Source organism: Bradyrhizobium septentrionale (assembly GCF_011516645.4).
Classification (GTDB): domain Bacteria; phylum Pseudomonadota; class Alphaproteobacteria; order Rhizobiales; family Xanthobacteraceae; genus Bradyrhizobium; species Bradyrhizobium septentrionale.
Genome location: NZ_CP088285.1, coordinates 13,848 through 31,478, shown reverse-complemented (window position 1 = coordinate 31,478; position 17,631 = coordinate 13,848). Strand labels below are relative to the sequence as shown.

The window sequence follows — 17,631 nt, the reverse complement described above, 5'->3', positions numbered from 1 at the left end:
TCCCCATTTAACAGGGTTGGCCGCACTGGAAGCACATCGGCTGCCGATGCTCACGGTGCGTGCCTGTCGAGGGCTGTAAAGGGTGGTTTGTTGCTGATTCCCTGCATGTCAGATCGAAGGCTCGGTTCATAATTTGAAAGGGAGAAGGGATGGATTTCCCCTCGAACAAGTGGGTGCGTGAACAGCCGGACAGCACGGGCCCGCAAGAGAGTTCACCCGCGGCGCCGTCCGCAGAAGCGGCGACCTTTGAGCGGCAACTGAGCGAGATCGCCAATTCAGGTGGAGGTGGTGGAGCAATGCCCGCCGCCGCTGCGCTGCAGCCGGCTCAGTCAACTGGGGTTTTGATAGGGCGGCAGAGCAAGCAGCCCCTTTATTCCGAGGATGCTCGCCTTATTTCGGGGGGGCTTAAGAAGGCCCTCATCGATCGCAACGCCAATGAACGCACCGCTGCAGAATATGAAGGTTCTCTTCTCAGCTTTGGCCGCTGGCTCTTCGCAAATAACAAAGATCCGATTGCTGCTCGGCTCGACGACAAGTCGCTGACCGATGATGCACGCGAGTACAGAAAGAGGCGTCCCGGTAAGCTCCTTACGGCATTGTACCATCTCCGGACCTTCCAGTCGACGGGCGGAGTCGTGCAGATCGCAGGCCGTGTTGAGCTAAATCCTCACCCCCAGGACGCTGCTCTCATTAAAGAGTACAAAAACGAGGCGGTGTCAGGTAGTACCGCCAGCAACTATGCAGTTGCTCTTCGCAGTTTCAGTGACTACCTGCGTGAAAACTACAAGGAGGGCATTGCTGGTCGGCTTTCCGGCAATGCGCTGGATGGAGATGTCGAGAGCTATAGGAAGGACGCCGGTGCTGATTCGAGGATCGGTGCCGCGCTGGCCCATCTCCGAAAATCGCAGGCCGGCGCTAAAGCGATGGAGCGCGAGCGCCATATTCCCCCCGTTCCTGCTCCCGAAGACGCCGCACTGACGGAGTCGAGGCGGGTCGGCGCCGCCGCTGCGCAGCACAGCGCGTCGCAGGGCGCGGGCAGTTGGCCAGAGGAGCTGCTTCCTGCGGAAGGCTACGATCAGGATTTGGGCCGGATGGACGAACCCGGCCCGTCGTCCTCGGCGCCGCAGCCGGCTCAGTCAACTCGGGTTTTAATGGGGCGGAACAAGCCTCTTTATTCCCAAGATGCTCCCCTTATTTCGGGGCTTGAGAAGGGCCTCATCAAGGGCACCGGCGCCGAGCGCACCGCCAAGGACTATGTATATTCGCTTCGCGGCTTTGGCCGCTGGCTCTTCGCAAATCACAAAAAGGGCATTGTTGCTCGGCTCGACAACGAGTCACTGACCGATGATGCGCGCGAGTTCGCCGGAAACGGTAAGCCCGGTCTCCTCCTTAGGGCAATAGATCGTCTCCGGACCTTCCAGTCGACGGGCGGAGTCGCGCCGATCGCAGGCCGCGCTGAGCTGAATCCTCACCCCCAGGACGTGGCTCTCATCAAAGAATACAAAAACGAAGCAGCGACAGGGACCGGCAAGAGGCGTGCAACTGCTCTACGCAATTTCAGTGACTACCTGCGTGAAAACAACAAGAAGGGCATTGCTGCTCGGCTTTCCGGCAACACGTTGGATGAAGATGTTGAGCGCTATAGGAAGGACGCCGGTGGGGATCTGACTATCGGCGCCGCACTGGCTCATCTCCGAAAATCGCAGGCCGGCGCTAAAGCGATGGAGTTCGAGCGCTATATTTCCCCCGTTCCTGATCCCGAAGACGCGGCATTGATGGAGCCGTGGCGCGTCGGCGACGCCGCTGCGCAGCACAGCGCGTCGCAGGACGCGGGCAGTTGGCCAAAGGAGCTGCTTCCTGTAGAAGGCTACGATCAGGATTTGCTTTGGGAGCTGATGGACGAACCCGGCCCGTCGTCATCTCTCGAGCCAGCCGCGCGCCATGACCAGTCATCGGATCCCGGAGAGACCATTCGTCCCTTGAACTGGGGCTACGACCGCCAGCAGTTCCTGGACGAGCCGATGGCTGCACTTGCCAGGAGCAACCTCCTGCCAAGCGAGGAGGTCCTCATCAACGATGAGCATGACACAGCTGAGTTGAGGCCAGCGAAGAGGCCGAGGCCCCTAGACAATCTGCACGGCCTTGCCAGCGAGCGGCAGCTGAGCGAGATCGCCAATTCAGGCGGTCGCCTGCTGACGTCGGCCCCCACCCATCAACTGGGTGCATCGCCATGGCAGGCGCAGCCGATGATGCAGGCGAGCGGGCACGAAGATGCCACGGCGCCGCATGCGGTCGCGACGTACGTCGGAGGCGCCGCTGCGCAGCACAGCGCGCCGCAGGGAGCTGTCAGTCGGCCATTGGTCCTCCCGGAAGGTTACGATCAGGATCTGCGTTTGATGGTGGAAGACGGCCCACCGTGGTCCGGGGTTCCCCCTGAGCAGGCGCAGGAGATAGTCCAAGCTGGAGAGCAGGAACCTGCCAGGTCCACCTCGACCTGGTCGCCGCAGATGCCGCTCAACTTTGATTGGAGTATGTGGCCGATCCTGGAAGCAGCGTCAGCGCCCGCTGCCAGGGCTCGCTCAGACACCTACCGTGGTTTTCCATTGGTTGATCTGACTGCGCCCACGCCGTCCGAATCACGCGACGATGCTAATTCTGTACAGCCGTTTCCGAGCACCTCCGCTGATGCTCAGATCGGGGCTTTAGGTCCGACAGCCTCCTCCCACGGCCGCGGGCTGGTGCTCGAGGACACGGAATGGCTGGGCGACGAGCATATCGACAGGGATTACCGGCTCCAGGAGCAGGATTTGCGGAGGAACCATCCGGATCTCGCCGCCCGGACGCGGTTCGTGAATCCCCTCATCGTCCTAAATTATCTGCGCTCTAACGACGATGGCGCCGTGCGAACCGAATTCCAGCGCATCGTCGATGATGATAATGGTAATGATGCAGCCGACTTCCTGTTCCTGCCCGTGATTAATGCCGCTCCTGAAGATCCTAATAGCCTCGGCAACCATTGGTCGCTGCTGTTCGTTGATCGCAGCGACCGGGGCCGGCCGGTCGCCTATCACTACGATTCCTACGGCGGACTCAACGACACGGATGCAGAACATCTCGCAGGTCGGCTGGACCTCCGCCTGGAGCCAGCCGGCATGGCCCAGCAGCGGAACGGGTATGATTGCGGTGTCTTCGTGGTGGACGGCACGCGGGCGCTGGTTAGGCAATTGGAGCAAGGACGGGAACCACACCTGCTGAACCTCAGCAACCTCGTTGCCAATCGGCAGGCACTGCAGAACCGACTCAGGGGCTGATGTCGCCATGGGCGGATAGCTCAGGCTGGAGCGGCTCACGCCGACGGCCTGGGCCCGGGGCACGAAGGACCGGAACCAGGCCGCCGCCCAGCAACACAGCCCGGCGCAGCCATCCGGCGAGCGCAGTCTGGGGGAGCGCCGGCGAAACCCACTGTGCACAAGACCGACGAAAGCCTTCTCGTTGCCATCGCGTCATGTCTGGATCGGATCACATAGACAAGTGGAGTATGGCTTCCTCGGCTTTGCCGGGGCGTCGTTCCTCGCGCTTGTCGTCAGCATCGGCTGGTTGCTGACCGAGTGACGATCCTACGTCATGGATGAACGTAACTCGGCCTCAGCGTGTACCCCTCGTTGGGGCCGCTTCTTGCCGAAGGAGTTAAGCCCAACGGTCTAAGGCGGCCCTACTTTGGCCGCCGAAGGCAACTCTTTAGCCAGCCGATAAACTTTCCAGCTTTCATCGGATCATCGGGCTTGAATATCGCAATCCTGCGGTGGGATTCCCACAGCTCGATGGTGCGCCAGTCTACTAGCGCTCTGGCCCGTTCTTTGGCCGTATCGTCGTCGGGATAAGTTAAATCGATGCGCTTTTTAATATGTCCGTCTTCGCCCAAGACGTAAGCTTGATACGCGGGCATGGCCGTCTCCCATAGGAGCAACCTATGGAACTCACTAGGCACCCGAACTTGGTCTTTGGCAAGGGGCCTTTAGGAAACTTGCCGCGCATCAATGGGTCGTGGCTGGGATCGTCTCGATCAGGCGCAGAGTGTCGTTCAAGGGTCTTGGCCGTGTAAAAACACTCTTCCCAGGGAGGTCTGAGAGAGGCCAGGATCGGTTCGGTCTCAGGCCACGATCGCGGCCATCAGCGGCTTGGCTCCGACGATGTTCATGACCCGTGTCAGATTATAGGCGAGGACCGAGAGAGCCATCTCGGCGGCCACTTTTGGAAGCGTTCTGGTGAGGAAGTGTGTCGCCCCATGCGGGCTTTCATCATGCCGAACGGGTGCTCGACCGTCTCGCGACGCTGGCGCATGGCTTGTGGGTCTGCATCAAGGCGCTGCTGCACAGCATCGAGCGGGGTGCCGTCGGCCTTGCCGAGATCGGGCGCATCGTCCGCTATCTCCGTTTCCCATTCACCTCGGCCAAACTGCGCAGCGTTCGCCCACTTGACCGTCTGGATCTGCTTGTCGCCATCTTGCCGCACGCGAAGTGAAAGGCCATGGCGCTTCAGCTTGTGCTTTCCCGTATCGAAGTAGGTCGACACCAGATCGCTCTCGGTCCGCTCACCAACCTTGCCGCCCGCAATCTGCGATTTCGTTAGTGGCTTCAGGCTGGGCGCCGGTATGCGGAATTTCAGTTCCGTTTCGACCGCCATTGTGCCCTCCTCAAGGCTTCGTCAGGCTGGACTATATCCCCTGCATCGATAGCGCACGAGAGCCATTCAGGACGGCCGCACGGCGGCAATGTTGTCAATTCACCGCTTCCTTGCGATACGTCAACAGCCGTGACTTCTCTGGACCGGCAAATTACGTCCACTTCGCTCGACCTCAACCTGAGCCCTCAAACGAAAAATATTCCGCTTTTAGATCCCCCAAGCCAAACTGAACCGACTCCGCTTCAAATCGCCAGCATGGCTGTCTGCGCCGCGCCACCGAGAAACTTGATAAGTCTCGCGTCGCCAGCGCGCTGTAGAAGCCTAAGGCCAGACCAAACGCAGCCTGAAAGGTTACATGACTTCGTAGAGCTGGCTGTTCAGCGCTCCAGAATGTCGCTTTTGGGTCAAGAAGCCACATCGACCACGGATGGCAGCTCAGTCAGCTGGGACGTAAACTGAAAGAGAGCACTCCGCGGCCAATGCGGCTCACAGAACCTCAATACTCGAAAGCAACGCGGGCAACTCTCAGCGGAGCCTCAGAGATCGATGCCGACCGCGATGTTACGGCCCGTCAATTCGGCAAAGGTAGCTGTGTGCGCGTACAGCTTTGCGAATGCCTCGTCCTTTGCCAATGCCTCCTGTACCTTTCCGTATACTTCCCAACTGGAATAGCGCGTAGAGATAAGAAACTCCCCGGCCCACGTACCAGTGTGAAACCGAGAAAGCCGAAGAAATTCTGCGCCGTGCTTTTCGAAGATTGCCTTCGCCTCCTTGGCGGTCTTGATCATTTCCTCAGGTTTGTCGCTCTTGAAGCGTGTAAATTGTACAATGGCCATGACCTAATCCCTCCGTTGAGCCCCCACTGATTAGGTCGAGGAGTTACCGCAGAGGTTCACAGGAGTTCCCTATGATGCAGGGTCCGGTTGGGTCAAACCCGGACTTCCTCCTTGGGCGCTGCACGTCCGCTTCCGCCGAGTGCAGACATTGGTCCGGGAGGGGCGTCCGTTGGTCAAGCTGCGCAATTCTGCTTAGCCCAACTGGCCAGCTTTGGCCCTCCGCTCGGCCCGCTTGCGGCGGCTCTCGGCTGGCAGGCTTCCCTAGAGCTGGCGCCGGTTGTTTGGACAGCGCCCCGCGGGATTTAAGTGGATTCCTGCCGGGTTATGCTGAACGCGGGGCCTTACGATTTTGTCGTTGCGTCGGGAGGGCGTAGCCCGACCAGAGCGACGACAAAATCGTCGGCGACGGTCATGCGGCCATCACCATAGCTTGCGTGCCGAAGTAAGCCTCGTCGGGCGTGCGCCCGTCAAGGCTCGAGTGAGGGCGTCCCTGATTGTAGAAGGCCAGATACTTGGCAATTGACGCTCGCGCCTCGGACACGCTGTCGTAGGCGCGGAGATAAACTTCTTCGTATTTGACCGTGCGCCAGAGCCGCTCGACAAACACGTTGTCGCGCCAGGCGCCCTTGCCGTCCATGCTGATGGCGATCTTCGCGTCCAGCAGCACATCGGTGAACTCGAGGCTGGTGAACTGGCTGCCCTGGTCCGTGTTGAAAATCTCGGGCCTGCCGTGCTTCGCCAACGCCTCCTGGACCGCTTCGACGCAGAAGGCCGCCTCCATTGTGATCGAGACGCGATGGGCCAGGACCCGTCGGCTGAACACATCGACGACCGCCGCGAGATAGACGAAGCCACGCCGCATCGGAATGTAGGTGATGTCCATTGCCCACGCCTGGTCGGGCCGCTCGATCTTCAATCCGCGCAACAGGTACGGGTAGATCTTGTGACCCGGTGCCGGCTTACTCGTGTTCGGGCGACGATAGACCGCCTCGATCCCCATGCGCTTCATCAGCGTCGCGATGTGGCGGCGACCGGCGTATACGCCCTCCCGCCGCAGCAACGATCGCTGCATACGCGCTCCCGCGAAGGGATAATCGAGATGCAGCTCATCGAGCCGACGCATCAAGGCAAGGTCCTCGGCCGAAACTGGCCGAGGTTCATAGTAGACCGTGCTGCGAGCCAGCTTCAGGACCTTCGCCTGGCGCACGATAGAAAGATCATGACCGCGGTCGATCATCGCTTTGCGCTCAGCAGGCCCGCCTTGGTGAGCGCGCCGGACAAAAAATCGTTTTCCAACGCCAGCTCGCCGATCTTGGCATGTAACGCCTTCAAATCGACCGGCGTCTCGGCCGACGCCTTGTCATGCCCAAACACGCCGGCGGCGCCTTCCAGGAGCTGGTTTTTCCAGATCGTGATCTGGTTCGGATGAACATCAAACAGTTGCGCCAGCTCCGCCAGCGTCTTGTCGCCTTTGACCGCAGCCAAAGCAACCTTCGCCTTGAATGCCGGAGAATGCATCCGGCGGCTCTTCTTCGTCATCTTCGCTCCTGATTCGCGGCAAGAATCCTCGCCGCTGTCAGGCAGAAAATCCACTCAAGCTACTGTCCGAATTTGCGGAGCCAGCTCTCTGCGCTGTTCTGTCACAAACCGCATAAGATCGAGGCACCCGATGGCACTGATGCTGCCGAGAGGAGCTGTGCGGGAATATCTGGCGATCTACGGTGTGGTCGCGATCTATGTTGCCGCGCTGCCTGCAGGTGCTTTCGTCTCATGCTCGCGCGATCTGCTGCACAGCCTGCTGGCCTTGCGCCGCAGATGGCCCGCATTGCAGATCACCTGCGCGTACTGGGTGAAGGATAAAACCGACGCGAGGCTGATCTGCCGCGAGGTCAACGCCAGCCTTTCGCGAGGCGACGATGGCCTGCTGGTAGCCACCGCCAGGACCGCGCAGCGCAAGGTCGAGAACGTCGCCGCGCATATGGGCATTGCGCTTACCGAGCACGACACCGTGCTCGCGCGGGCGCGCACGGCGGTCGCATACATCGAGCAGCGGATCGCGCAGGCGCAAGCCGCAGGCGAGCTGGCGTGGTTCAATTCGGCCTATCGCGCGTGGCGGCTGGAAGCCAAGCAGCAAGGGCGCGGCATGTCCTATGCCGAGGCCCGAGCCCGCCTGCGACAAAATATTTTTCGACAGATTTTGACCAATGAGGTCCAGACAGGTCCACATCACATCTTCCCGCCGCTGCCGGGAATTGATTTTCCAGTTCCAGAGTGATCTCTTCACGCGCGCAGGTGCGGCTCGAAGTGTGACTCGCCCCTGTGTCCAGACGCTACACAACATTGCTTTCACCGGCTTCACACTGAGGCCGGTTTTTTGTGGAGGCGCGGCATGTCGATCCCTGATCTCGTTTCTGGACCTGCTGCTCTATCTCGCGATCATCATCGTGATCGCCTATGCGATGCGCTGGCTGATCACCGGCTTCCTCGGCTGGAGCATCGATCCGATGGTCTACAAATGGGCGCAGATCATCGTTGGCCTGCTGTGCATCATCGCCATCGTGACGTGGCTCGCTGGCGTGCTGGGCCTGGGCGGTGGCCTGCCGCACTTTTGGGCCTATCAATAGGAAGCAGTCGCGGTTTGATGCGCTGCCGCCAGCTGAGCCGCCACCACCGGACATTTGCAAGGGCTGCTGAATGATCCTGCTTGCTGCCGTCGTCGCGCTGCGCCTCGTCTCGTTCCATGGCCCTGATGGGTATGCGGTCGAGATCAACCCGGATCAGGTCACCACCCTGCGCGCCTCACGCGAGGCCGATCAGCAGAGCAAGTTCTTCACCAGTGAGGTCCACTGCATGATCGGCCTTACCGATGGCAAGTTCGTCACTGTGTCAGAGAGCTGCGAGGAGGTCCGCAGCAAGCTGGTGGCTCCGCGCTGATGCCCCATCGTGGGCTCCGAATGGTAGCCACAAGCCATTGATACAGCGACGCTATTTGCGTGGAAGTTGGTTCTATTGCGAGTGAACGGGGCGCAAGGAGAGCCAGATCAGGCCGTTTGGGCCCGGTCTGGGCCTTCCGGTAGTCCGAATTTGACCATGCATTCGCATCGTTCGCGCCTCGAATGCGATCTAACCAATTGAAAACATGGGGGAATAATATGCCACGGGGGCCGGGGGAGGATCGCTAACTGTTGGCGAGACGGGTCCGAGCGCTGGCGGCGCTCCAAAATTAGCGCCTGCACATTCAGAAAACGCTCAAGGACGAAAGTTCTCCGCCTGCAAAATCTGCAATATGATCATAGGCTTGCTCCGAAAATACCGCTCCGAACCTGACGCAGTTAGCAGGAAGCGATCCCGGCTAACTTACTGATCAAAACGGCCCTTTCCATCGGTATCACGTTGCCGCGTGGAAGATCCTTCTCAACGCCAAAAACGCAGCGTTTTCAGTGGCGTGACCATGGGAGCCGGAATGCAGCAGTCGAGCAAAAAGGGCGTTTGTCCCGACAAAAACAGCCATTTCGGAGGGTCCGAAATAGCCCGGAACTGGCCTGCGGATCAGGTATCGCGCCGCCCGATCAGCGAGCTGGTGCCGAACGCCCGCAACGCCCGCCTGCATTCCGAGGAGCAGATCGAGCAGATCGCGGCCTCGATCAGCGAGTGGGGCTGGACCATCCCGGTGCTGATCGATGAAGCCGGGTCGATCATAGCTGGCCACGGGAGAGTGCTGGCTGCGGAGCAGTTGGGCATCGATCAGGTGCCGACGATGGTAGCTCGCGGCTGGTCAGATGCGCAGAAGCGGGCCTATCTGATCGCCGACAACAAGCTGACCGAGAACGGCAAGTGGGACGATGCGCTGCTGCGCGTCGAATTGAACGACCTCGCCTCGCTCGGCCTCGCCGATCTGACTGGCTTCAGCGAGACCGAGCTGCGCGAGATGGGCATAGGCGTCGAAGGCCTTGGCGGCATGCCGATCATCAGCGACGGCGAGCGCTCGCCCTTCCAGCAGATGACCTTCATCCTGCACGAGACGCAGGCCGAGCTGGTAGCGAAGGCGATAGAGCGCGCATCGGCGATCCTCGGACCGCCGAGCGAGGCCTCGGAAAACAAAAACCAGAACGGCAACGCGCTGGCGGAAATTTGCCGCGCGTACCAGGACGACCGATGACCGAAACCACCAGATTTGAAATTGCAAAGCTGGAGCTGCGCGAGGGCGACCGACTGGTCGTGAAATGCGATCAGGTGCTGAGCCGCGAGCAGGCCAGATGGATCGAGGATCACTTCCGCAAGCTGATCCCCGAGAGCGTCGGCCTCATCGTGCTCGGCGCGGGCATGACCCTTGAAGTGCTGCGGCGCGAATGACCAGCGCGAAAGAGATCGAGGTCCGCCCCATCGCCAAGCGCGATGCTGACGCGCTGATCCGGCGCGTCCATTACAGCGGCAAGGTCGTTCGCAATTCGAAGCTGTCGCTCGGCGTCTTCCTGCACGGCATGCTGGAGGGCGCGATGCAATTGGGGCCCAGCCTGCAGAAGTCGAACATCGTGCATCTGGTCCGCGATACCGGCTGGAACGGCTTCCTCGAATTGAACCGGCTCGCCTTCACCGATGCGCTGCCGCGCAATTCGGAAAGCCGCGCGCTCGGCATCGCGCTGCGCATGATCAGGAAGAACTACCCGCATATCGAATGGATCATCTCTTTCGCCGATGCCTGCCAATGCGGCGACGGCACGATCTATCGCGCGGCGGGCTTCCTGCTCACCGCGATCAAGATCAACAAGGACCTGCACATCGCCGAGGACGGCAGCATCATTCACAAGATGAGCCAGATCACCGGGCGCAATAAGCTGCAGCATCTGGCGGCGACGGGCGGGCGATGGCGCGGCACCGGCCCGACGCTCGAAGGCCACACGCTGCGCTACATCTATTTTCTCAATCCGGCGGCTCGCGCTCGCCTCGTCGGCGAGCCGCTGCCCTACAGCGCAATCGAGGCGCGCGGCGCAACCATGTATCGCGGCGTGCGTGGGAAGCAGGCGATGGCTGGCTCCAACCGGCACAGCGACGGCGCAGCACCGATCCCCACGCTCCAGCGACAGAGAGGAATGGAAAATGAAACCCGGCAAGCGACCGCTACCGACGCATCTGAAGCTGCTGCGCGGGAATCCAGGCCAGCGCAAGCTGCACGATGAGCCGCAGCCCGAGCAGCTGCCGGATGTCCCCGAGCCGCCGACCTTCATCACCGGCTATGCCGCCGATGAGTGGTGGATCACCGCGACCGAGCTGCATCGGCTCGGCCTGCTGACGAAAGTCGATGTCCCCGCGCTCGCCTGCTACTGCCACGCTTTCGGGCAATGGCGGATGGCCTCGGAATCGCTGGCGCGGATGCAGAGCAATGATCCGCTGATGAACGGCATGATCATCAAGACCAAGTACGGCGATGCCGCCGTCAATCCGCTGGTCTCCATCGTGCGCAAGCATGCGGGCGATGTGGTGCGCTTCGCCGCCGAGTTCGGCCTGACGCCAGCGGCGCGCAGCCGCATCAGCGCGGGCTCGCAGGCTACCAATTCGCAGAGCAAATTTGCAGGACTCATCGCAGGCTAGGCGCGACAGGGCTCGCGCAACGGCGGTCATCAAGTTTATCGAGAAACTTACCGTGCCCTCGGGCAAGGGCCAAGGCGAGCCCTTCAAGCTGGAGCCGTTCCAGAAGCTGTTCATCCGCGCCGTCTATGAACCCCAGCTGAAGCTGCGGCGCGTAGTGCGGCGCGCGATCCTCTCGATGGCGCGCAAGAATGGCAAGACCGCGCTGATCGCGGCCATCGTGCTCGCGCATCTGGTCGGCCCCGAGGCTATCGTCCACGGCGAAATTTATTCCGCCGCGAATGATCGGGATCAGGCCGCCATCGTCTACAAATTTGCGCGCCAGATGGTCGATCTCGATCCCGAGCTGGGCCAGATGATCGAGCTGGTGCCCTCGACCAAGACCATGATCGCGCGGCGCACCGGCTCGGTCTATCGCGCGATCTCTGCCGAGGCTGGCACCAAGCACGGCTATCTGCCGAGCCTCGTGATCTATGACGAGCTGGCCCAGGCGAAGAACCGCGACCTCTATGACGTGCTCGATACTTCCTTCGGCGCTCGCGATGATACTGGCGAGCGCGGAGAGATCGGGCCCATGGGCGAGCGCGGAGAGCGCGGCGAGCAGGGCCCGCAAGGGGAGCGGGGCGACAACGGAGAGCGAGGCCAAGATGGCAAGCAAGGCGAAAAAGGCGAAGCGGGCGAGCAAGGCCAGTCGGGCCCTGCAGGCGATCAGGGTGTCCCCGGTGAAAAGGGCGAAACCGGCGAGCGCGGCGAAAAAGGCGAAGCGGGCGAGCAAGGCCAGCCGGGCCCTGCAGGCGATCAGGGTGTCCCCGGTGAAAAGGGCGAAACCGGCGAGCGCGGCGAAAAAGGCGAAGCGGGCGAGCAAGGCCAGTCGGGCCCTGCAGGCGATCAGGGTGTCCCCGGTGAAAAGGGCGAAACCGGCGAGCGCGGCGAAAAAGGCGAAGCGGGCGAGCAAGGCCAGTCGGGCCCTGCAGGCGATCAGGGTGTCCCCGGTGAAAAGGGCGAAACCGGCGAGCGCGGCGAAAAAGGCGAAGCGGGCGAGCAAGGCCAGTCGGGCCCTGCAGGCGATCAGGGTGTCCCCGGTGAAAAAGGCGAAACCGGCGAGCGCGGCGAAGCGGGCCCGCCCGGTGAGAAGGGCGCACCGGGGCAGTTGAAGACGGCGCGAGCCTATGAAGACGGTTCGGTCCATTACGATGGCGATCTCGTCCTGCATCAGGGCTCGACCTATCAGGCTCGATGCGACACCGCGAAAGCGCCGCCGCACGAGGACTGGCAGCTGATCGCCGCCAAGGGACGCGATGCAGTGATGCCGAAAATTCTCGGCACCTACCGCGAGGGAGAGAACTATTCGTTCCTCAACATCGTAGCCCTTGGCGGCTCCAGCTTCATCGCACGCAGCGATGATCCGGGGCCGTGCCCCGGCGAAGGCTGGCAGCTGATCGCCAGCGCTGGCCGCCCCGGCAAGCAGGGCCCGCCCGGTGCGCGTGGCGAAGCGGGAGCGCGCGGCGAGCGCGGCCTGCCTGCGCCCTCGATCATCGGCTGGACAATCGACCGCGAGGCCTACACCGCAACGCCGATCCTGTCGGACACCAGCGAGGCCGCACCGCTGCAGTTGCGCGAGCTGTTCGTGCAATTCCAGGACGAGGCGAGCTGATGGCCGACATCTGGGTCAAGGTGATCACCGAGGCCGAGAGCTACGATCTGCTGACGCTCGACGAGCTGAAGCTAATGCTGAACATCAATCCCAGCGACACCAGCGAGGACGCCGCGCTGCAGCAGGACATCGAGCACTACAGCGATGTGGTCGCGACGATGTGCAATCGGGTCTTCGGCTTCGAGAAGGTCGCCGAGACATGGCGCGGCGACTCGATGCCATTCGATTGTCCCCGGCTTTTCCTCACGCATTACCCGGTCGCCGATGGCGATGTGACGACCGTGGAATCGCCGCGCGGTGCGCTGGTCGATCCGACCGCTTATGAGATCGAGAACCGATCCGGCACGATGCGGATCGATGGCGCGTGGTCGGAGCCGATCACCGTCACCTATAGCGGCGGCTACAATCTGCCCGACGAAGCCCCACCCGCGCTGAAGCAGGCGACCGCGCTGCTGATCCAGGCGGCGCGCATGCAGCGGGTCCGTGCAGCTGTCGCCGGGATCAAATCGATCACGCACCGCGAGTCGCGCGTGCAGTTCATGGATACCAACAAGGCCCTGACCAGCGGCGTGATGGGGATGCTCGGCGATGCCGCCGAGACCGTCAACGCGCTGCTCTACAAATATATGCGCTTCTATGTTTGAGGTCAGGATCGAGGGCGTCGATCAGCTGCTGGCCAAGCTGAACAAGTACAGCGCGCAGATCACCGAGCTGCACACCAGCATGCCGCAGGAGCTGGAGAACTGGCAGCGCGAGGACATGAAGCGCCAGTATCCGAATATGCAGGTCGATGCAGGCAGCGACCAGACTGTCGCAGCCACCTCGATCTGGCCGCGCTCGCGCACTGATGTCAGGCAGCGGCGGCATCAGGCACCGCAGCAGCATCGGCCCAAGCAGGCGGGCCCGGTGGTGCGCAGCAATCGCCCGATCCTGCGGGCCTCGCTGTTCGATCAGCTCGTTGAGCGAATGAAAAGGCTGCTCGCTGGGGCAACCAAATGGCCGTGAATCTCGATGTGCTGCTGCAGGGGCCGATCTTCGACTTCTGGGCGGTGCCTGTCGTGTTCAAGCCGATCAAGTCGCAGCCGGGGCAGCCTGACTACACGCGGCGCGGCATCCTCAATACCTACAGCCTCGATGTCGCTGGCCTCGATGGGCAACTCTATTCCGACCAGCGCACGATCCTCGATATCCGCGAGAGCGAGTTCAGCGTGCTGCCGCAGCAGGACGATCATCTGGTGATCCCCAAGGACTGCAACAACGTGCCGCGCGGCGAATACCAGATCACCGATGCATCGAGCGATGGCGGCGGCCAGACCATGCTGACCATCCGAAAGTTCGAAACGATCATGTGACATGGGCCTCACCGACACGCAGTCCTACTCGCTGGTGATTCGCGACGGGCTGTTCGATGCGGTGAGCACCGATCCGTTCTTCGCCAGCTACACCGCGCGCAAGACCAAGATGCTGAGCGTGCAGCATCAGTTGCTGCCGTACCTGGGCGTCTACATCATCGAGGAGCAGATGCTGCCGGATGGTGATGGCAACGCGGGACATATCCGCTTCAGCCATACGCTGCGCATCGGCTTCTCGGTGGTGGTCGCGAATAACGATCAGGTTGCCGCCGAGGCGCAGATCGATGCGGCTTGGTGGAGGATCATGAACCGGCTTTGGCCGGATCAGAAGCTGATGAACGTGGTGCTCAGCAGCCTGCCTGACAACACCATGATCGAGAGCCTGCCACGCGGCGTGCGCCGCCATGTCTTCGGAGCCGCTGGCCTCAATAACGAAACGCCGGTCGCCGAGCTGCAATACGACGTTTCAATTTTCTTCCGCAGCGGCTGGCCGCCGATCATCACCGACGATCTCAACACCATCGATGTGGTCACCGGCATCAAGCCCGGTGACTCGCAGGCCGACATGGATCAGCGCCAGCAGATTCACGTCCAGTACCAGTTCGATCAACTTCGCAAGGCCATGAAGAGGGAGACAAAGCAATGAGGGTTATGAGCAAGGTCGCGCTTCGCGGAAAGCGCCAGAACGAGCGCGTGCAGATGATCGCCGAAACCGTCGCTCCCGGCATCCGCGTCTCACCGGCCAAGGAAGAATACCGCGCGGTGCTGAAGCATCCCAAGGGCGGCGGCTTCCCTGCAGAGGGCGGCAAGGTCTGGCCGAATGATCGCTTCACCAAGCGCAGGCTGGCCGAGGGCTCGATCACGCGCGACGAGCCCGCCGAGCAAGAGCAATCGAAACCGCAAGAGCGCCGCAGACCGCAGCACGGCGCACGCCCCGAGGGCGGCAACGACGCTGCGTAACCAGGCGCGATCATAGGAGGACGCTATGCCGATTAGCTTTGCCAACATCCCCGCCAATATCAAGGTGCCGCTCTACTGGGTCGAAGTCGATCCGTCGATGGCAGGCCTGCCGACCATCAATCTGCGGGCGCTGCTGGTCGGCATGAAAGTCGCCGCAGGCAATGCCACCGAGGACATCGCGATTCCGATTGGCAGCCAGGCGCAGGCCGATCAGGCTTTCGGTGAAGGCTCTGAGCTGGCGCGAATGTTCAAGGCGTTCTTCGCCAACAACTTCGCTAACGAGGTCTGGGGCTTGCCGGTCGCCGAGCCGGTCGGCGCGGCAGCTGCCACTGGCGACGTCACGATCACCACCGTGCCGACTGCTGCTGGCACCATCCATCTGTACATCGCGGGCGAGCATGTTCCGGTGCAGGTCTCGACCACTGACACCATCCCCGAGATCGCCGACGCCATCGCCGCTGCGATCAATGCGGACGTGGCGCTTCCTGTCACTGCTGCATCCGTCACTGGCGCGGTCACCATCACCTCGGTGTTCAAGAGCGTCAACGCCAACGACATCAGCGTCTCGCTGAACTACTACGGCAGCCGAGGCGGCGAGCAGACTCCCATCGGGCTCGGCATCGATCTGCCTTCGACCGCATTCCTGACTGGCGGCACCGGAGCGCCTGACTTCGACAACGCGATCATCAACCTCGGCGAAGAGCCGTTCGAATATGTCGCAATGCCGTACACCGACAGCAACTCGCTGTTCGCGTGGGATCAGGAATATGGTTTCACCGATCAGGGCCGCTGGGGCTGGCAGCGCGAGTTGTTCGGCCATGTCTTCTCGGCCAAGCGCGGCACCTATGCCGATCTCGTGCTGTTCGGCGACCAGTACAACAGCGGCGTCGAGTCGGTGATGGCGCTGGAAGTCGCTTCGCCCTCGCCTTCATTCGAGTGGGCGGCGGCCTATGCTGCGAAGGCGCAGCGAGCCCTGATCAACGATCCGGCGCGTCCGCTGCAGGCGCTGACGCTGAACCAGATCAAGGCCGCGCCGATCCACGAGCGGTTCGACTTCGTTGAGCTGAACTCGCTGGCATCCAATGGCCTCGCCATCGCAAAGATCGGTGCCGACAACCAGCCGATGATCGCGCGAGAGCAGACCACGTATCAGACCAACCTCTACGGCCAGCCCGATGATGCCTATGAGCTGGTGACGACGCTCGCGACACTGGCGAAGCTGCTGCGCAATCAGAAGCACGCCATCACGTCGAAATTCCCGCGCCACAAGCTGGCTGATGACGGCACCAAGTTCGGCGCAGGTCAGGCCATCGTCACTCCCGGCATCATCAAGGCCGAGCTGGTCTCCGAGTATCAGCAGGATATGTATGTCGGCCTTGTCGAGAACCTCGCGGCCTTCAAGCAGCACCTGATCGTTGAGCGCGACCCCAACGATCCGAACCGCGTCAACGTCCTGTATCCGCCTGACCTGATCAACCAGCTGCGCATCTTCGCGGTGCTGGCGCAGTTCAGGCTGCAGTACGACCGAGGCATCGACAGCCAGATCATCGGCCAGCCGTCGCCGCCGTTCAACGCCGCGTCGGGCGCTTCCTGATCTCACCCCGCAACTCCAGAGGAGACTGAACAATGGCACAAAGAATCGCGGGCATCGCCTTCCTGACCGTCGATGGCGATCAGCTGGCGCTGCGCGGCAACTTCACGGTCAGCCCGTCGCCCGTCGAGCGCACCATGATCGCGGGACAGGACGGCGTGCATGGCTATCAGGAGCTGCCGCGCGTGCGGTACATCGAGGGCGATCTGTCAACCGTCCCCGGCCTGTCGCTGGAGACGCTGCTCGCCGAGACCGATGTCACGGTGGTCGCGCAGCTTGCCAACCGCATGCAGTACGTGCTCACCAGCGCGACCTGCAAGGGCGGCTTCGAGAACAACACCCGAGATGGTCAGGTCCGCGTGCGCTGGGAAGGCCTGACGTGTGAGGAGATGGCCCTGTGAACGTCAAGCCGAGACATGAGGGCTTCGTGGACGACAAGCCCGAGCCCGAGATCATCCCGCCGAGCGGCACCAAGCGGGCGGTGCCGCCGCCCGAGATCGAGCCGTCCCCGGATGAAGTGGGGCCGCTGGAGCAGGATGAGTGGCCCATCATCGTCAAACTGATCTATAAGCCGATCCGCAACAATCGCGGTGAGGATGTCAGGGAAATCTCGCTGCGCGAGCCGCGAGCTGGTGACATCAACCGCTATGGCAATCCGATCCGCGTCAATCAAGACGGTGATGTGCTGATCGACGAGCGCAAGATGTCCTACATGATCGCAGCGCTGTCGGGAGTGCTGCCGCCGTTCATCGAGGAGATGGACCCGCGCGACTGGAACAGCTGCGCCTACCGGCTGCGGCGTTTTTTTCTTCCCGATCCAGCGGCCTGGTAGGCAGCGAGGAGGAGATCATCCTCGACTGCTACCGCCTGGCACGCTGGTATCACGTCAGCCCTGAAGTGTTTTTGTCGATGCCGCTGAGCGATGTCTGGTTGCACCTGCATCGCACCGCGCAGATTGACCGCGCGCAG

The 17,631-nt window shown here is 61.9% G+C and carries 20 protein-coding genes and 2 pseudogenes; 17 read left to right on the top strand and 5 right to left on the bottom strand.

Annotated features, from left to right (window positions below; translation table 11 throughout):
* The first annotated feature begins 149 nt into the window (after positions 1-149).
* Positions 150-3,311, top strand: coding sequence for a C48 family peptidase (locus tag HAP48_RS02085; protein WP_166215174.1), 3,162 nt, complete (start codon positions 150-152; stop codon positions 3,309-3,311).
* 401 nt (positions 3,312-3,712) lie between these two features.
* On the opposite strand, the gene HAP48_RS02080 is transcribed toward HAP48_RS02085, so the two are convergent.
* The 5 genes and pseudogenes from HAP48_RS02080 to HAP48_RS02060 form a co-directional block, all read right to left on the bottom strand.
* Positions 3,713-3,946, bottom strand: coding sequence for a hypothetical protein (locus HAP48_RS02080; RefSeq protein WP_166215176.1), 234 nt, complete (start codon positions 3,944-3,946; stop codon positions 3,713-3,715).
* Between the two features lie 204 nt (positions 3,947-4,150).
* A pseudogene (locus HAP48_RS02075) lies at positions 4,151-4,383 on the bottom strand (transposase); the annotation flags it as partial.
* A gap of 36 nt (positions 4,384-4,419) precedes the next feature.
* A pseudogene (locus HAP48_RS02070) lies at positions 4,420-4,683 on the bottom strand (CYTH domain-containing protein); the annotation flags it as partial.
* Between the two features lie 536 nt (positions 4,684-5,219).
* The gene (locus HAP48_RS02065; RefSeq protein ID WP_166215180.1) at positions 5,220-5,519 is read right to left on the bottom strand and encodes a hypothetical protein; all 300 of its coding nucleotides are present in this window, start codon (positions 5,517-5,519) and stop codon (positions 5,220-5,222) included.
* Between the two features lie 409 nt (positions 5,520-5,928).
* Positions 5,929-7,058, bottom strand: a protein-coding gene (locus HAP48_RS02060) for an IS3-like element ISRj2 family transposase (RefSeq protein WP_166204126.1) whose coding sequence is annotated in 2 segments (ribosomal slippage) — positions 5,929-6,806 and positions 6,806-7,058 — 1,131 coding nt in all. Because the reading frame shifts where the segments join, the coding sequence is not laid out codon by codon here.
* Between the two features lie 130 nt (positions 7,059-7,188).
* Here HAP48_RS02060 and HAP48_RS02055 point away from each other — a divergent pair.
* From HAP48_RS02055 to HAP48_RS01980, 16 genes are all read left to right on the top strand, one after another.
* A complete protein-coding gene (locus HAP48_RS02055; RefSeq protein ID WP_165125142.1) occupies positions 7,189-7,794 on the top strand; it encodes a hypothetical protein in 606 nt (201 codons plus the stop codon).
* Positions 7,772-8,143, top strand: coding sequence for a hypothetical protein (locus HAP48_RS02050; protein ID WP_166215182.1), 372 nt, complete (start codon positions 7,772-7,774; stop codon positions 8,141-8,143). The genes HAP48_RS02055 and HAP48_RS02050 overlap by 23 nt, the downstream gene beginning before the upstream one ends.
* A 70-nt stretch (positions 8,144-8,213) precedes the next feature.
* Positions 8,214-8,453, top strand: coding sequence for a hypothetical protein (locus HAP48_RS02045; protein ID WP_166215184.1), 240 nt, complete (start codon positions 8,214-8,216; stop codon positions 8,451-8,453).
* 529 nt (positions 8,454-8,982) lie between these two features.
* Complete coding sequence (locus HAP48_RS02040) at positions 8,983-9,678, top strand: ParB/Srx family N-terminal domain-containing protein (protein ID WP_166215186.1); 696 nt, start codon at positions 8,983-8,985, stop codon at positions 9,676-9,678.
* Positions 9,675-9,872 (top strand): hypothetical protein, encoded by a 198-nt coding sequence (locus HAP48_RS02035; RefSeq protein WP_165125131.1) that lies wholly within the window; start codon positions 9,675-9,677, stop codon positions 9,870-9,872. The genes HAP48_RS02040 and HAP48_RS02035 overlap by 4 nt, the downstream gene beginning before the upstream one ends.
* The gene (locus tag HAP48_RS02030) at positions 9,869-10,696 is read left to right on the top strand and encodes a Mom family adenine methylcarbamoylation protein (protein ID WP_175612368.1); all 828 of its coding nucleotides are present in this window, start codon (positions 9,869-9,871) and stop codon (positions 10,694-10,696) included. Before HAP48_RS02035 ends, HAP48_RS02030 begins: the two co-directional genes overlap by 4 nt.
* Positions 10,617-11,108 (top strand): phage terminase small subunit P27 family, encoded by a 492-nt coding sequence (locus HAP48_RS02025; protein WP_165125129.1) that lies wholly within the window; start codon positions 10,617-10,619, stop codon positions 11,106-11,108. Before HAP48_RS02030 ends, HAP48_RS02025 begins: the two co-directional genes overlap by 80 nt.
* A gap of 52 nt (positions 11,109-11,160) precedes the next feature.
* Positions 11,161-12,759 carry a terminase large subunit domain-containing protein gene (locus HAP48_RS02020; protein ID WP_166215188.1) on the top strand — a complete coding sequence of 533 codons (1,599 nt, stop codon included), beginning with the start codon at positions 11,161-11,163 and terminating at the stop codon, positions 12,757-12,759.
* Positions 12,759-13,403, top strand: a complete 645-nt coding sequence (locus HAP48_RS02015; protein ID WP_029085674.1) for a phage head-tail connector protein — start codon at positions 12,759-12,761, stop codon at positions 13,401-13,403. Before HAP48_RS02020 ends, HAP48_RS02015 begins: the two co-directional genes overlap by 1 nt.
* The gene (locus tag HAP48_RS02010; RefSeq protein WP_029085675.1) at positions 13,396-13,764 is read left to right on the top strand and encodes a hypothetical protein; all 369 of its coding nucleotides are present in this window, start codon (positions 13,396-13,398) and stop codon (positions 13,762-13,764) included. Before HAP48_RS02015 ends, HAP48_RS02010 begins: the two co-directional genes overlap by 8 nt.
* Positions 13,755-14,111, top strand: a complete 357-nt coding sequence (locus HAP48_RS02005; RefSeq protein WP_029085676.1) for a head-tail joining protein — start codon at positions 13,755-13,757, stop codon at positions 14,109-14,111. The genes HAP48_RS02010 and HAP48_RS02005 overlap by 10 nt, the downstream gene beginning before the upstream one ends.
* Position 14,112: 1 nt before the next feature.
* Complete coding sequence (locus HAP48_RS02000; protein ID WP_029085677.1) at positions 14,113-14,757, top strand: hypothetical protein; 645 nt, start codon at positions 14,113-14,115, stop codon at positions 14,755-14,757.
* A complete protein-coding gene (locus tag HAP48_RS01995; protein WP_166208400.1) occupies positions 14,754-15,071 on the top strand; it encodes a hypothetical protein in 318 nt (105 codons plus the stop codon). Before HAP48_RS02000 ends, HAP48_RS01995 begins: the two co-directional genes overlap by 4 nt.
* Positions 15,072-15,096: 25 nt before the next feature.
* Positions 15,097-16,665, top strand: coding sequence for a phage tail sheath C-terminal domain-containing protein (locus HAP48_RS01990; protein WP_166208398.1), 1,569 nt, complete (start codon positions 15,097-15,099; stop codon positions 16,663-16,665).
* A 32-nt stretch (positions 16,666-16,697) separates the two neighbouring features.
* Positions 16,698-17,063, top strand: coding sequence for a phage tail tube protein (locus HAP48_RS01985; RefSeq protein ID WP_166208396.1), 366 nt, complete (start codon positions 16,698-16,700; stop codon positions 17,061-17,063).
* Entirely contained in the window at positions 17,060-17,494 is a 435-nt protein-coding gene (locus HAP48_RS01980) for a phage tail assembly protein (RefSeq protein WP_029085679.1), read from the top strand. The genes HAP48_RS01985 and HAP48_RS01980 overlap by 4 nt, the downstream gene beginning before the upstream one ends.
* Positions 17,495-17,631 lie beyond the last annotated feature (137 nt).